Below are 14,672 nucleotides of genomic sequence, written 5' to 3'. Positions count from 1 at the left end.
AATTAGCATCGAGGCATTTTTGTTCTCTACGTACTATACGAATGGAAAAACTCGTCTATACGTCAGTGCCCGACCTGTCTGGGTGACACGCGTGACACTAAGTTCTATGCCGGTAGCCTGCTGCGTCACAGAAGCAGAATGCGGCACCTCTCGCCATCCATATCCGGGCTCCCAAGCCCTAACCCTAAATGACCTCACTCCCTCAAGCACTGGCACCGCTTGCTCTTCGTTAGGCGCCACCAAGGGATAATAGGCTGCACTGAACCCAACGCTACGATATAAAGTGTGATCTTTCAGCCACCAGCGTACACGTAACCACTGACCAGGCGCGGCGGGCGCAGCACGCACCCACTCTATAGTGCGAGGCACTTTAGCCGACCCAAGGAGAATTGAGGCGGGCAATAACATGAACTTATCCTTCGGGGCCATTTCCGGCCCGAGATACCAGCCAGCATCTTGCGCTAACTCTACACGAGTCCCCCACGCCCAATCTCGCTCAAACTGTTGCAAGGCACGCAATACCTGAGTTTGGTCATCTGCCCGTTGCTGCAATATGCTTTGACTGCGCTGCATACTGTCTATCCCCTGCCAAGCCATAACACTGATCAATGCCATGATGGTGATCACGACCATGATCTCAATTAAGCTAAAGCCAGTTTGCCGCTTACATAGGTGTGCTGTATCCATGTTGTCACCTAAGGAAACGAATGAGGTAATACGAGAGTGGTTAAACTAGCTAAACGATGCTCACTATGAACATCAGCATATACCTGCACAGTGACCGCACGTAAATCACCGCCGCTCTCTCTGACCAGCACGCGGCAAATAAACTCATAGCTATCTTGCGGGCAAGAAAACTGATGCATACCGAGCTCGGGGACTTTACCCAGTGCTAATTCGGCTGCGCTATTATCTGCCGCTAGCCACGCCCACTGAGCTTGTTCCAATAATTGCTGGCTTTGAATTGACTGGGAGCTTAGGCGTACAAAAGCAGCCAGAGCGACACTGACGATAGCCAATGCCACTAATACTTCCACGAGCGTAAACCCCGTTTGCTTGCTACGACAGCCCAGCGTAGTAGTGAAACCTTGCATTTATTCCACCCCAAACTGTCCACGAGCATCACGACTGATCGTCACCTGATGTCCTTCGTGATGCAACTCAATTTTCCACGCAGACGAAAACCATTCGTCATGCAACAGTAAAGGGCTTATCGACTGTACCTGCACCCCTTGCAACGACCAAGATCGCGGCCGTAAAAGCTCATGATGCTCGAAATTATCTAGATCACCGTGGGTACTCATGACGGGCATTTCTTGGTGATCGTTCTGTAACCAACGCACCCGACTGAAGAAGTAGCCCTGCGGGTCAGCCTGCCAGACCACCAATCGACCATCTACGCGTACTTCTGACTGAGCTGCGGCTAGGCGCTGCGCGAGGGCTTCAGCTTCGTGCCGCAATAAGGCACCTGGGTGAGGCTGCACCGCCACGCTAATTACCGCCGTAGCAATACCCAGTAAAACTAATACTAGCATTACTTCAATTAATGAAAATCCTAGCTGAGTAGACGGTTTTTGCATAAAGGCTCCAAAAGACCTTTTTCATACCGACGCAACAAGCACGATGAAAAATAGGGTATATCAACGACAGATTTAAGATGGGTTGCTTATTTGATTATAAAAGCCATATATGGCGAAGTAATGACCCCCATTGAAACGCACGTGCACTAATCACTTAGTCCTCTAAGCTTTTACTTCTATAGCTGTATACCCGGAGCATATGCCATGAACAGATCGTCCCCTTGGATAAGCAAAAAAGCATCTACTCATACTTTAGGAGTATTACTCGCAGCAATAAGCGCCATCTACTGTTATATGGATTTTTTCCAGCCATACGAAGCTTCCGTTAGCATTACTAAACCCATCATTTTTAACAGTGACTCAACAAGCCAACACATGACACGCTGGTTGGAGCCTGGCGATATACAACTTAATATAGAGTTACTAGGCATTATTCATCACTCTGGCAATGAGGTTGCCTTGGTGCGCGTAAATAACCAAGCGTCACAAGCCTATACAGCGGGCGACCTACTGGCTCCTGAGCTACGCTTAAGCCAGATCGCCCCCCATGCCATCACTATCACGCATCACCAGCGTAGCTATACCATCAGCTTAGAGCCGACCACTATCCAAGAGGGAGTGTTGCTACGGAGCGTATCAAAAGATCAACTCACAAATTAATTATTTAGTCGTTAAATGAGCTTATATGACAGTTTCCCCGAGTGCGATTCACATTACTGAAACATAGAACAACCAAGAACAGCACAGGAATCGAATAAATAACGCTATAAACAACACCAAACAAAAACAAAAAAGCGTGTGAAAGCCGCATAAAACATGATTTTAAAAAATAACGCTTTACACCTAAACAAAACCAAAAGCAAAGTAAAAAAATAAATCAAAATTCACTTAACAACAAAAATAAAAATCAAAATATTCTAGAAATGGGGATTTGATTTCACCATAAAGTAATTTAATTAATTTAAAGTAGAGAGATGATTTAACAAACAAAAAAACCTCCTAGTGTTAATCATCCAGAACAATGCAAGAAAAAGACAACCTTATGTTGAAAAACAACATAAGCCACATTTACTTGCGGGTTTCACTGAAACCACACGACAGCCCCAAAAGATTGCCCTTAAGTGGGTGAACAAGGAATGACGAGAAACAAAATGCAAGCAAGCTTACAGAACACAAACATTGCCGGTCAAAAAATCACCATGACCGCCTTGGACGAAAAGCTCTCTGAGTGGGTAAACGTCGCCCGTACCGTGGGGCCCGTCATCGTTCACCGATACGACGCCCCATGGGTCTGCATTATTTCTTATCGTATGTGGGGAGATGTCACCAAGTTGAGCTCTTACTTACCCGACTTAAATCATCCTTTATTAAAATTACGCGAAGCCATCGATGAAGCCTTTGCCTACGAAAACGCCCTCTTACATAACTTAGGCATCCACCATAACGGCCGCGATCGAGTCGCCATGGGCATCCGTATTTGGATACTCCAGATCGTTTATTCCTGCTGCAATATCCAACACGTATGCGAACAAATGCGCTACAACATGCTGTGGCGGTGGTTTATAGGGCTAAATCAAACCTCGGACCCTTTACCTGAAGGCGACTTTTTCACGGACGACATCCGCAAAATCACTTGTCATCCTAAAGTCATCCAGATGATCGACCGCTGCTTGAAAAAAAGCGGTCTGCTAGAACATGACAACTGCGGGTTTCGTGTGAACCTAGGATTGCTCCATACCTTACTAGAACAGTCGCGCACAAGTGGCAACTTTACCGATTAGTGCTTTACTGCCCTACCCCCCAAAACACCACAATCCACTCACTAACGTTGCAAGCGAGCATGCTTAGGCCTGCACAAGATATATTGCCACTACCGACACCAGATTTATACAAAAATCAATAAAGCAATGAGCAAACAATGCGCAAACCACATTAAATGTAATAAATAGAAATAAAATTATTTTACTCAAAAACAATTTATTTAATTACTAAAAGTAATACTATTTAATATCACCCTTTAGTTGGCTTACAGCCGTCGCCGTGGCCTCGTAAACGCGGTAAACATCACAAGAACCGTCTGTAAAAAACTTACTGCACAAAATCGATAGACCTGCTAATCTACTGTTTTTATACACAGCAAAAATATCACCATGGACTACACCGTCACACTACATGATGCCCCTAAAGACTTGCCCGAAGCATTGCGTCAAAGCACTGAATACCGCTTTCGGCGTAGCCTAGAGCGCAGTCTACGCAGCTCGGACAGCGTTATCGAAGCTTATAAAGCATGGAGACAAGTCGAAGAAACTGATGTTCAAGAACTCAACGAGCACGACATCTTTTTAGCTAAGCAGTGGCAGCAGGCGGCTACACGTGCTTACCAAGAAGCCTTTCGCGAACTAGGAGAGTGCGAGGCTTATTTTGAAATACGTGTGCAAAATTAATATTTTTACCTAAGCGGATAACAAAAAGCTTGTATCCGCTTATTGTTCTCTGCTACGCTACCTAAAATAACGACAACACTAAAAACCATAATTATTATTTTCATCAAGAAATATAACTTTCATTATCTTTAGATAGAATGTGAATGCCTGCTCTATAACTATATTTATTTTGTGCCGCTATGATCAGTCTTCAGCATTCCTTTTACACTCAAACCAATTTGGGTACCCAACGAACTTACCGTGTTTACGGTAATCGGTATTCAGCGGCTCAAAATCTCAGAAAACGCCTTATGGCATACTGGCTACCCGCACTAGTATTATTTTTTGTAGGTGGCATTCCTATTATCAGTCTTTTAGGACGCGATAACAGCCTGCCTTACCTCTTCTTACTGGTCCTAGTTTACGCGGTGTGTGTACGGCTCATCCTTAAGCAAACCCTATCCATTACGCTAGACACAGAACAAGGGCTGCTCTTTCAAGGCCGCTATCATCCCAGTTCAAGCATCCGTTCCCTAGGCATTTCACGTATTAAGCCACAATCCAACGCCGAAGGCTCTAGCCATATCAGTGTCGTGTTAAGCCATGGCGAAGAAAGACTCAGCCCCTACATTCAGAAAGAAATCGCCAAAGATCTTTTGCAAGACTTGCAACGCGACTTAGCTCTCTAAGATCAAACATTAATATTGTATATACAACTATAAAAATATCCCGTTTGTCTGTCAGGCTCGGTTATTCTTACTAGGTTCTTTATCGTCATCCTCTTGCTTTTATTGATGACCCCCGCTCCAGGACCTACCTATGCACAGCCTACAAGCCATCATATCAGCCGCTTGGGACAATCGCACGCAACTCAATAGTGACAGTCCAGCGCCGGAATTACGTGCTGCCTTGCACCATGTGTTAAATCAGCTTGATCAAGGCTCTCTGCGTTTAGCCGAAAAAAAAGCGCACTCATGGCTCGTACACGACTGGCTTAAAAAAGCCATATTGCTTAGCTTTAAACTAGCAGCCAATCGCCTCACAGGCCAGGCACCTAATCATTTTTATGACAAAGTGCCCATGAAATTTGAACACTACCAAGAGGCCGATTTCGCTCGCCTACAGATACGGGTCACTCCCGGCGCTCACGTACGTCACGGGGCCTATATCGCTCCCGACGTTGTGCTAATGCCAAGCTACGTCAATATCGGCGCTTACATCGACACAGGCACCATGATTGACACGTGGGCTACAGTAGGGTCTTGCGCTCAAATTGGTAAGCACGTGCATATTTCGGGAGGTGTCGGCATAGGAGGGGTACTTGAGCCGTTACAAGCCAATCCCACTATCATTGAAGACAATTGCTTTATTGGTGCCCGATCAGAAATTGTCGAAGGGGTCATTGTGGAAGAAAATAGCGTCCTTTCTATGGGTGTTTATCTATCGCAGAGCACCCGTATTTATGACCGTCAGACAGGTGAGGTTTTCTATGGTAGGGTTCCGTCAGGTTCTGTGGTCGTCCCGGGCTCATTGCCTGCTGAGGATGGCAGTCATAGCTTGGCCTGCGCCATCATTGTGAAACGTGTCGACGCCCGCACACGTGCTAAAACCAGTATTAATGATTTACTACGAAGCTAATATGAGCACCTTTCCCTCTCCTCAGGTACTCCTGACAGACCTGCTACAAAGGCCTTCAGTCACCCCTAACGATGCTGGTTGCCAACAACGTATTGCAGAGTTACTACAACCACTAGGTTTTGTCATTGAGCACTTGCCTCGTGGTTCGGTCAGTAATCTGTGGGCACAAAAAGGGGAAGCCGCCCCCCTATTTGTTTTTGCTGGCCATACGGATGTGGTGCCCACGGGGCCACTTGAGCAATGGGATAGCCCCCCCTTTGAAGCCACCATACGCCAAGGTAAACTATATGGCAGGGGCGCCGCGGACATGAAAGCGTCGATTGCTGCATTTATTTGTGCCTGCCACGAGTTCCTTGGTGATTTTCCTGAGCATCAAGGCGCGATTGCCCTACTAATCACCTCAGACGAAGAAGGCCCTGCCACTGACGGCACAGCCTATGTCTGCGAACAGCTCCAAGAGCGCGGCCTCACTCTAGATTACTGTATCGTTGGCGAACCTAGCAGCAACCAAGTCTTTGGCGATACTATAAAAAATGGCCGCAGAGGCTCACTATCCGGGCACTTGCGAGTCCTTGGAAAACAAGGTCATGTGGCTTACCCCCAACTAGCAAGCAACCCCATACATTTACTTAGTCCTGCCTTGCAGCAGTTATGCGATCGCATGTGGGATGCCGGCAATGTCGACTTCCCCCCTACCAGCATGCAAATTTCTAATATCCATGCTGGCACTGGCGCCGGGAACGTCATACCAGGCTACCTAGACCTTGAGCTAAACTTTCGCTTCAGCACGGAACACACACCTGCTACCTTACAGGCTGAAGTGGAAGGCATCTTGCACCAACATAAGGTTCCGTTTGAGCTGCGCTGGACCCTGGGCGCTGAACCATTTTTGACCCCTGAGGGGGCACTCAGCGAAGCGCTCAAAGCAGCGATTCAAGCAGAAACAGGAGTGCAAGCTGAACTTTCCACTACCGGGGGTACTTCCGATGGGCGTTTTATCGCTAAAATCTGTCCCCAGCTTATTGAGTTTGGCCCCCTTAACGCCAGCATTCACCAAATTAACGAACATGTCGATTTGGCCGATCTGGAAAAACTGAAAAATATTTATCGTCGTACATTGGAAAACTTGCTGTGCTAGAACATCATATCAGCGCTGCCGAGCAAGCCTCAGCGCAACGCGAACTGCTCACTTTACGCGACCTCTTACGCTGGGCGGTCTCTTATTTAAACCACGACACCCTAAGCTTTGGCCATGGTAGTGACAATGCTTGGGACGAGGCGGTCTATCTTCTCTTGCATAGCCTGAACTTACCACTAGACCAGCTCGAACCGTTCTTAGATGCACGCCTGTTAGCAAGCGAACGTGAGCGCTACATCGCACTTATTACACGACGTGTTAACGAACAGTGTCCCGCCGCCTACTTAACCGGCCAAGCGTGGTTACAAGGACATAGCTTTCGCGTTAGTCCCGCCACCATCGTGCCACGCTCCCCCATCGCCGAGCTGCTCGAAGAACAACTGCAGCCTTGGATATCAGACCCCTCTCAAGTACAGCATGCCTTAGACATGTGTACAGGTTCCGGCTGCTTAGCAATACTGTGCGCCTTGGCATTCCCCGAAGCACGCGTTGATGCAGTAGATTTATCCTCCGAAGCGCTAGAAGTCGCCCGCCTGAATGTCAGCGATTACGGCCTAGAAGATCGTTTATCTTTGCACCAGAGCAATCTATTTGACGACCTTCCTGCACAACGCTACGACCTCATTATCTGCAACCCACCCTACGTAAATCAACACTCTATGGACAACTTGCCCAAAGAGTACTTACACGAACCCAATATGGCCTTAGCTGGCGGTGACGACGGCATGGACTTGGTTCGGCGCATCCTGCAGGCGGCTCCAGACTTCCTTCAACCCGAGGGCATTTTAGTGCTGGAAATCGGCCACGAATATGAGCACTTCTGCGCTGCCTTTCCCGAGCTAGAGCCTGTTTGGCTCAGTACAGAAAACAGCACTGACCAAATTCTTTTATTGCAACGGGAGCAATTAGTCTCGTGATACGCGCCAGTGGAATCAGCTTACGCCGTGGCGTTAAAGTGCTGTTGGACCAAAGTGAATTCACCATACACCCCGGCGAACGCGTTGGCTTAGTCGGTAAAAATGGTGCAGGTAAAACTACCCTATTTGCTCTATTACAAGGCGAGCTCGATCTAGACGCCGGCCACTTAAGCATGCCCGAAAGCTGGCGTATTGCCAGCGTGGAACAACATATAGCCGATCGAGATCGCCCTGCGCGAGAGTTCGTCATTGACGGCGACCGCGACCTGCGCCGCTTGCAAGACCAACGCGCGGCAACCCATGACGATGACGGTCAACGTATCGCTGAACTGGAGGCAGCTTTACTTGAGGCCGATGCTTGGACCGCACCGTCTCGCGCAGAACAGTTGTTAGCCGGCCTTGGCTTTAAACCCGAAGAGTGGCTGCTGCCCGTGGGACATTTCTCTGGTGGGTGGCAAATGCGACTAGCGCTGGCTCGCGCCCTGATGGCTCCCTCCGATCTACTCTTACTAGATGAGCCCACTAACCACTTAGACTTAGATGCCATGCTATGGCTAGAGCGTTGGTTGGTCAGCTACCCGGGGACAGTATTACTGATTTCCCACGACACTGAGTTTTTGGATGCCGTAGCCAAAGCCATTTTGCACATTGATCATCACAAACTGGTGCGCTACAAAGGCGGTTATCACGACTTTATCATGCAGCGTGCAGAACGCATGCAACAGGCACAAATTGCTTATCAGCGCCAAACGCGGGAAGCTGCACGCTTGCAGTCGTTTATTGATCGCTTTAAAGCTCAAGCAACCAAAGCCAAACAAGCACAAAGTCGGGTTAAGGCTTTATCGCGCATGCAACTGCTAGCCCCGCTAAAAGAAGACAGTAGTATAAGCATACAGTTGCCTTCGCCCACCTACGTGCCCGACCCACTACTTACACTGGACAAAGCCGACCTAGGCTATGGCAGCACGGCTATCTTAAAAAATGTTCAATTAATGGTGCGTGGCGGAGGCCGTATCGGCATTTTAGGAATGAACGGCGCGGGGAAAAGTACACTGATAAAAACCTTAGCTGGGCAACAAGCCCCATTAAGCGGAGAAAAAGTAGCCGCTAAGGGGCTAGAAATTGGCTATTTTGCCCAGCACCAGCTAGACATGATAGACCCCGACTCCTCACCGTTACAGCACTTAGCTAGGCTGGCCCCCGATGTACGCGAACAAGAGTTACGCAATTATCTGGGTAGCTTTGGATTTAGTGGCGATATGGCTTCTAATCCCACGGCACCATTTTCAGGCGGTGAGAAAGCTCGCTTAGCGCTGGCACTGATTGTATGGCAAAAGCCTAATCTGCTGCTTCTGGATGAGCCTACTAACCACTTAGATGTCGACACGCGTGAAGCCCTAGCGACCGCCTTGGCTGGCTATGAAGGCAGCGTCTTGCTGGTATCGCACGATAGGCATTTATTACGCTCTACCGTTGACGAGTTTTGGATTGTGGCCGATGGTCAAGTGCAAGAATTTGACGGTGACCTTGAAGACTACCGCGACTGGCTGTTAAGCCGTAATGCAAGTGCCAGAGCTGATGCGCGCAAGGAAACTCGCGCATTGCAGCAAGACGACAGCAACAGTGTTGATCGTCGCACGCAACGGCGCCAAGAAGCGGAAACACGACAACGTTTGGCCCAATTGCGTAAGCCTTTGGACAAGCAGCTGGGTAAAATAGAAAGCCAAATGGAGAAAACCGGCGAACGACTGCAAGAGCTAGACCTGCTCATGCAAGACCCAAACTTTTATACTGATCAATATAAAGATGAGCGACCTCAACTGCTGGCTGAGCACGGTGAGCTAAGCAAGCAACACACAGAGCTAGAAGAGCAGTGGCTAGACTTACAAGAGCAAATCGAAACCTTAGCTCAAAGCGACCACTAAAAACCATAAAAAAAGGGCCCTAGGCCCTTTTTTATGCAGCGATAATATCAAGCTTGGCTATTGCTAAGGCTAAGGTCTTAGTCCCTACCTCGCGGAACTGAATCTGCGCTTGGGCGTCTTGTCCATTCCCTTGCAAACTCAAGACCGTACCCTCGCCAAACTTAGCGTGCTGCACGCCCTGCCCCACTCGGAAAACCTGGCCATTTACCTCTAGGCTAGAGGTAGTACTGCGTCCGCCATAAGGCGTGGCACTGCTACCCTTAGAAGCTTGCCAAGACTGCCCACGGCGAAACGCCCCGCCCGAGCCAAAGGTTGAGTCAAGCTCTGCACTTAAGTGGCTTGCTGCCATTTGATAACGTGGCGACAAATACTTTACATGCTCATCAGGTAGCTCATCTAAAAACCGTGAGCGTAAGGCATAACGTGTCTGTCCATGCAACATTCGACTTTGCGCTAAAGTAATATACAAGCGCTGCCGTGCCCTTGTAATAGCCACATACATCAAACGCCGCTCTTCCTCGACGCCACCCGCATCCATCAGGCTATTTTCATGCGGAAATAGCCCTTCTTCCAGGCCAGTAATAAATACCGCATCAAACTCTAGACCCTTCGCTGCATGAATGGTCATCAACTGCACAGCATCTTGACCTTGTTGAGCCTGATTATCCCCCGCCTCTAGGGAGGCGTGAGTTAAAAACCCACCTAAAGGTGACATCGCTGCTGGGGGAGTGATACCCGTGACCGGATCAGCGCCAGCCGGCTCATCAGGGATACGCCCTGCGGGTAAATCAGAGGCGTTTTCTTCTTGCACAAATACGGTCGCAGCATTCACAAGCTCTTGCAAGTTTTCTAAACGCTCCGCCCCCTCACGATCGGCTTGATAATGAGCTAACAAGCCACTTTCGTGCACGGTATGTTCGATGAGTTCCGGTAAGCTAAGCACTTGACCCTGGTTAGCCAGTTCCTGAATGATGCCGGCAAAGCGCCCCAAGGCAGCAGCGGCCCTACCCTGCATATAAGGTATGGCGCGCATTAAACTGACACCACGCTCGCGAGCTAAATCCATTAACTGCTCAATAGAACGCGCTCCTATCCCTCGGGTAGGAAAATTCACCACGCGTAAAAAGGCTGTGTCATCATCCAGGTTATCCGTTAATCGCAGGTAAGCCAAGGCGTGCTTAATCTCTTGGCGCTCAAAGAATCGTTGTCCGCCATACACCTTATAGGCGATGCCATGCGTGAATAGCTGATGTTCAATAATGCGCGACTGTGCATTACTCCGGTACAAGATTGCTATTTCTCGCCGGTCCCGCCCTTCCTGAATCAAGGACTTAATCTCTTCCAAGATCCACTGCGCCTCTTGACCATCCGACGACTGCTCGTTGATACGAATCAACTCGCCTGCACCACTGTCAGTCCAAAGGTCTTTTCCTAAACGCCCTGTATTGTGCGAGATTAAGGCGTTCGCAGCGTCCAAAATATGGCCACATGAACGGTAGTTTTGCTCGAGGCGTATCACATTACCCTTGGCATAATCCCGCTCGAAATCCGCCATATTGCCCACATTCGCACCGCGAAAGGCGTAGATAGACTGATCATCGTCCCCTACAGCGAACAGACTAGTTTGCGGCCCCGCGAGCAACTGTAACCAGCGATACTGCAAACGGTTCGTATCTTGGAACTCATCAATGAGTAAATGCTGAAAGCGACGTTGATAATGCTCACGCAAAGGCCCATTACGGCTAAGTAGCTCGTAAGAGCGCAGCAGCAGCTCTGCAAAATCCACTACACCTTCACGTTCGCATTGCTCTTGGTATAAGGTATAAAGCTCTACCAAGCGCCGTCTATGCGGGTCGTAAGCCTCTACCGCTTCAGGGCGCAAGCCCTCGTCTTTGCAGCTATTAATAAAACGCTGCACCTCTTTAGGGGGAAACTTCTCATCATCGATATTATGCGCTTTGAGCACACGCTTAATACACGCCTGCTGGTCCGCCATATCGAGAATTTGAAAGGTTTGCACTAAACCAGCATCGCGATAGTGTAAGCGCAACAGGCGATTGCAAAGGCCATGAAACGTACCCACCCACATACCGCGGGTGTCGATAGGCAATAAAGCAGTAAGCCGCGTCAGCATTTCGCGCGCGGCTTTATTGGTAAAGGTAACGGCGGCTAGGCCGGCAGGGCTTATCTGCCCTGTTTGAATTAACCACGCCATACGGGTGGTTAACACACTAGTTTTCCCGCTACCTGCTCCCGCCAGCACTAATGCGTGACCGGCGGGTAATGTGACTGCTGCCTGTTGCTGTGGATTAAGCCTGTCTATCATGCTGCATAACGACGCAACCGCAAGGCGAATTGCTCAAGACTATCAATTCCACTTTGTTGTGCGCGCTGGCACCATGCTTGCAAATCGGCCAACAACTGTTCGCTAGAAGCACTAGAGCTTTCCCAAATGCCTGCTAGCTCACGCTGCATGCGAACAATAATAGACAAACGAGAGTCACCCGAGGCGACGCTTTCCAGCTCGGCCCGTTCTTCAGGCTTAAGCACTTCATCACCACGACCTATCCAGTCTTGGCAACGCTCAAGCAAAGACCAGGAGCAATTAGGAGTATTGCGATCGATTTTCAATTTCAAACGGTCGATTTCTTCGGTTGCGGCATGACGGATAATATCGCTATAGCGAGCTAAAATTTCATAGCGATGCGTAATGACACCTTGCAGCGTCTCTAAACTAATACTATCAAAAGAGGTGCTCGTGCTGGCTGGCTCTAAACGTAGTTTAGGAGCTACTTTTTTCACCTTCGCCAAACCAAATGCTTTGAGTACGCTGATATAGCACCAACCCAAGTCAAACTCGTACCACTTGCTAGAAAACTTAGCCGAGGTGCCATAAGCATGGTGATTATTATGGAGCTCTTCGCCACCAATAATAATGCCCCACGGAAATACGTTGGTGCTAGTGTCTGGACTGGCAAAGTTACGATAGCCAATGGCATGCCCTAAACCATTCACCACCCCAGCAGCCCAGAATGGAATCCAGGCCATTTGAATAGCCCACACAGTAAAGCCTAAGAAACCAAATAAGGACACATCGATAGCGAGCATAATCAATACGCCCAACAAGCTGTGCTTGGTGTACACATTGCGCTCTAGCCAATCGTCGGGAGTACCATGCCCAAAACGCTTAAGTGTCTCGGCATTAGTAGCCTCTTGACGGTACAACTCGGCACCGCGGAAAAACACCTTGCCTAAACCAAACACGACGGGAGAGTGAGGGTCACCCTCACGCTCGCAGCGAGCATGATGTTTACGGTGTATCGCTACCCACTCTTTGGTAACCATGCCTGTTGTCAACCATAGCCAGAAGCGAAATACATGCATGACAGCTGGATGTAAATCCAAGCCACGGTGTGCTTGACTACGGTGCAAAAAAACGGTGACTGAAATAATGGTAAAGTGCGTTAGCAGAAGCGTGACGACAATAAGTTGCCACCACGAAAGTTGCAAAATACCACCAGCCAAAAAAGATAAGAATGCTTGCATAGACCTAGTAGATGAGATCCATCGTTATAGAACAGCAGAAAGTGTAGCCCACTTGACTCACCTGCAACAGTCATTTCACTGTAACCTTGCGACAAATCAAGTGTTTTGGGCCCCTATTTACGCTGACTTGCGCTCCATCACTGCTGCAAAAAAGCAGTCTGTGTTGTGCTTGTCAGTACGTAAAATCAAATAAGAATCCTCCAGTTCAAGCTCAGGCGCTTTATCTTTAAGAATAAGCCGCGCGTCCAGTAGTTGAAAATCGGGATTTTCCGCTAGGAAGCGCTCAACCTGAGCCTGGTTTTCTTCAGCTAAAAAGCTACATGTGGCATACACCAACCGTCCTCCTGGCGCCACACACACTGACGCTTGCTTCAAAATATCGGCCTGTAGTTGCACATATTGCGCTAACGATTCAGGGTGTTGACGCCACTTTAGATCAGGATTGCGGCGTAAAGTTCCTAAACCACTGCAGGGAGCATCGACCAAAACACGATGTGCTTTACCATGCAAACGACGCACACGCTGGTCGCCCTGCTCTTGTATTACCACTGGCACCACATTCGACAAGCCTGCTCGCGCAAAACGAGGCTTCGCTTTATTAAGACGGGTAGCGGAGACATCAAAGGCATACAAGCGTCCGGTGGACCGCATCAGTGCGCCCAACAATAAGGTCTTACCACCGGCTCCAGCGCAGTAATCAATAACCATTTCACCGCGTCGAGGCTCTACCAGAGCAGTTAATAACTGACTGCCCTCCTCTTGAATTTCTAGCTCACCTTTTTCATACTGTGGCCATACAGCAACAGACGGGCGCCCCTCAATGCGGATACCCCAAGGTGAGTACGGGGTGGCCACGGGCTTGAAGCGCGCCATTGAGCCACCTTGTAATTGTCGTAGCACCGTGTCTCTTTCCGCTTTCATTGGATTAACACGCAAATCCAAGGTGGCCTGCTCGTTCATGGCTTCCATCAGCTTGTACGACTCTGGAATGTCTTGCAGACGTGCCTCTAGCCACTCGGGTAAGCTCAAACGCAAGCCTACCGACAAGCTTTGCGGATTTATAGTGCGAATATGCGTGACCCAAGCCCGCTCATCGGCGCTCAAACCAGAGTCCAAAACGTCTGCCTCGAAAACCTGACTTAGGCCTAATAGAGCCAATCGGCGTGTGGAGGGGCCTACGCCACTTTCAGCGTAGTGGCGAAATAAGCGCAAATTACGCAACACCGCGAACACGGCTTCCCGAATTTCACTTCGATCACGCGAACCAATTTTGGGGTGATTGCGAGCCCACCGCGTCAGCGCTAGATCAGCCGGATGTTTCCACTGCAGCACTTCGCCCAAAGCACTAGCCACCTGCTCTAGGCGTCGGGCAGCAATAGACTGCGTTGCCACTTGAGGACGTTTAGCGTCTACAAAAGGCTTGGTTTTACGTGCGCCACCCGAACGCTGCTCGTTACGGGCTGGCTTAGATTTATTAGGGGTCATGAAGAATTCTGTCCTGATAC

14 protein-coding genes are annotated in these 14,672 nt (G+C 49.1%); 8 read left to right on the top strand and 6 right to left on the bottom strand.

The window, feature by feature from the left end; all coding sequences use genetic code 11:
• Window positions 1-33 precede the first annotated feature (33 nt).
• The 3 genes from OSH01_RS06310 to OSH01_RS06300 are packed head-to-tail and all read right to left on the bottom strand — an operon-like array spanning window position 34 to window position 1,580.
• Entirely contained in the window at window positions 34-687 is a 654-nt protein-coding gene (locus OSH01_RS06310) for a prepilin-type N-terminal cleavage/methylation domain-containing protein (RefSeq protein WP_266123226.1), read from the bottom strand.
• 8 nt (window positions 688-695) lie between these two features.
• Complete coding sequence (gspI, locus tag OSH01_RS06305; protein WP_266123225.1) at window positions 696-1,094, bottom strand: type II secretion system minor pseudopilin GspI; 399 nt, start codon at window positions 1,092-1,094, stop codon at window positions 696-698.
• A complete protein-coding gene (locus OSH01_RS06300; protein WP_266123224.1) occupies window positions 1,095-1,580 on the bottom strand; it encodes a prepilin-type N-terminal cleavage/methylation domain-containing protein in 486 nt (161 codons plus the stop codon). It abuts the gene before it with no gap.
• Window positions 1,581-1,784: 204 nt separating this feature from the next.
• On the opposite strand from OSH01_RS06300, the gene OSH01_RS06295 reads away from it, so the two are divergent.
• The 8 genes from OSH01_RS06295 to OSH01_RS06260 all read left to right on the top strand — a co-directional run bounded on the left by OSH01_RS06295 (window position 1,785) and on the right by OSH01_RS06260 (window position 9,621).
• Window positions 1,785-2,240, top strand: a complete 456-nt coding sequence (locus OSH01_RS06295) for a hypothetical protein (RefSeq protein ID WP_266123223.1) — start codon at window positions 1,785-1,787, stop codon at window positions 2,238-2,240.
• A 476-nt stretch (window positions 2,241-2,716) separates the two neighbouring features.
• Window positions 2,717-3,361 carry a transposase gene (locus OSH01_RS06290; RefSeq protein ID WP_266123222.1) on the top strand — a complete coding sequence of 215 codons (645 nt, stop codon included), beginning with the start codon at window positions 2,717-2,719 and terminating at the stop codon, window positions 3,359-3,361.
• 369 nt (window positions 3,362-3,730) lie between these two features.
• The gene (locus OSH01_RS06285) at window positions 3,731-4,024 is read left to right on the top strand and encodes a hypothetical protein (protein WP_266123221.1); all 294 of its coding nucleotides are present in this window, start codon (window positions 3,731-3,733) and stop codon (window positions 4,022-4,024) included.
• Between the two features lie 290 nt (window positions 4,025-4,314).
• Complete coding sequence (locus OSH01_RS06280) at window positions 4,315-4,692, top strand: hypothetical protein (RefSeq protein ID WP_266123220.1); 378 nt, start codon at window positions 4,315-4,317, stop codon at window positions 4,690-4,692.
• Window positions 4,693-4,822: 130 nt separating this feature from the next.
• Complete coding sequence (dapD, locus tag OSH01_RS06275; protein ID WP_266123219.1) at window positions 4,823-5,641, top strand: 2,3,4,5-tetrahydropyridine-2,6-dicarboxylate N-succinyltransferase; 819 nt, start codon at window positions 4,823-4,825, stop codon at window positions 5,639-5,641.
• A gap of 1 nt (window position 5,642) precedes the next feature.
• Entirely contained in the window at window positions 5,643-6,779 is a 1,137-nt protein-coding gene (gene dapE / locus OSH01_RS06270; protein WP_266123218.1) for a succinyl-diaminopimelate desuccinylase, read from the top strand.
• Window positions 6,773-7,696, top strand: coding sequence for a 50S ribosomal protein L3 N(5)-glutamine methyltransferase (gene prmB / locus OSH01_RS06265; RefSeq protein WP_266123217.1), 924 nt, complete (start codon window positions 6,773-6,775; stop codon window positions 7,694-7,696). Before dapE ends, prmB begins: the two co-directional genes overlap by 7 nt.
• A complete protein-coding gene (locus OSH01_RS06260; protein WP_266123216.1) occupies window positions 7,693-9,621 on the top strand; it encodes an ATP-binding cassette domain-containing protein in 1,929 nt (642 codons plus the stop codon). The genes prmB and OSH01_RS06260 overlap by 4 nt, the downstream gene beginning before the upstream one ends.
• Window positions 9,622-9,652: 31 nt before the next feature.
• Here OSH01_RS06260 and OSH01_RS06255 read toward each other — a convergent pair whose 3' ends face one another.
• From OSH01_RS06255 to OSH01_RS06245, 3 genes are all read right to left on the bottom strand, one after another.
• Window positions 9,653-11,947, bottom strand: a complete 2,295-nt coding sequence (locus OSH01_RS06255; protein WP_266123215.1) for a UvrD-helicase domain-containing protein — start codon at window positions 11,945-11,947, stop codon at window positions 9,653-9,655.
• Window positions 11,944-13,167, bottom strand: coding sequence for a DesA family fatty acid desaturase (locus OSH01_RS06250; RefSeq protein WP_266123214.1), 1,224 nt, complete (start codon window positions 13,165-13,167; stop codon window positions 11,944-11,946). The genes OSH01_RS06255 and OSH01_RS06250 overlap by 4 nt, the downstream gene beginning before the upstream one ends.
• Before the next feature lie 117 nt (window positions 13,168-13,284).
• The gene (locus OSH01_RS06245) at window positions 13,285-14,652 is read right to left on the bottom strand and encodes an RsmB/NOP family class I SAM-dependent RNA methyltransferase (protein ID WP_266123213.1); all 1,368 of its coding nucleotides are present in this window, start codon (window positions 14,650-14,652) and stop codon (window positions 13,285-13,287) included.
• Window positions 14,653-14,672: the final 20 nt, after the last annotated feature.

The organism is Alcaligenes endophyticus, from assembly GCF_026344035.1.
GTDB lineage: Bacteria > Pseudomonadota > Gammaproteobacteria > Burkholderiales > Burkholderiaceae_B > Alcaligenes > Alcaligenes endophyticus.
The sequence above is the reverse complement of the archived record's forward strand: the minus strand, read 5'-3'. Positions and strand labels throughout refer to the sequence as shown.

Coding starts and splice junctions, on each gene's coding strand:
- OSH01_RS06310 (WP_266123226.1), bottom strand. CDS start 687: ATGGATACAGCACACCTATGTAAGCGGCAAACTGGCTTTAGCTTAATT.
- gspI (WP_266123225.1), bottom strand. CDS start 1,094: ATGCAAGGTTTCACTACTACGCTGGGCTGTCGTAGCAAGCAAACGGGG.
- OSH01_RS06300 (WP_266123224.1), bottom strand. CDS start 1,580: ATGCAAAAACCGTCTACTCAGCTAGGATTTTCATTAATTGAAGTAATG.
- OSH01_RS06295 (WP_266123223.1), top strand. CDS start 1,785: ATGAACAGATCGTCCCCTTGGATAAGCAAAAAAGCATCTACTCATACT.
- OSH01_RS06290 (WP_266123222.1), top strand. CDS start 2,717: ATGACGAGAAACAAAATGCAAGCAAGCTTACAGAACACAAACATTGCC.
- OSH01_RS06285 (WP_266123221.1), top strand. CDS start 3,731: ATGGACTACACCGTCACACTACATGATGCCCCTAAAGACTTGCCCGAA.
- OSH01_RS06280 (WP_266123220.1), top strand. CDS start 4,315: ATGGCATACTGGCTACCCGCACTAGTATTATTTTTTGTAGGTGGCATT.
- dapD (WP_266123219.1), top strand. CDS start 4,823: ATGCACAGCCTACAAGCCATCATATCAGCCGCTTGGGACAATCGCACG.
- dapE (WP_266123218.1), top strand. CDS start 5,643: ATGAGCACCTTTCCCTCTCCTCAGGTACTCCTGACAGACCTGCTACAA.
- OSH01_RS06255 (WP_266123215.1), bottom strand. CDS start 11,947: ATGATAGACAGGCTTAATCCACAGCAACAGGCAGCAGTCACATTACCC.
- OSH01_RS06250 (WP_266123214.1), bottom strand. CDS start 13,167: ATGCAAGCATTCTTATCTTTTTTGGCTGGTGGTATTTTGCAACTTTCG.
- OSH01_RS06245 (WP_266123213.1), bottom strand. CDS start 14,652: ATGACCCCTAATAAATCTAAGCCAGCCCGTAACGAGCAGCGTTCGGGT.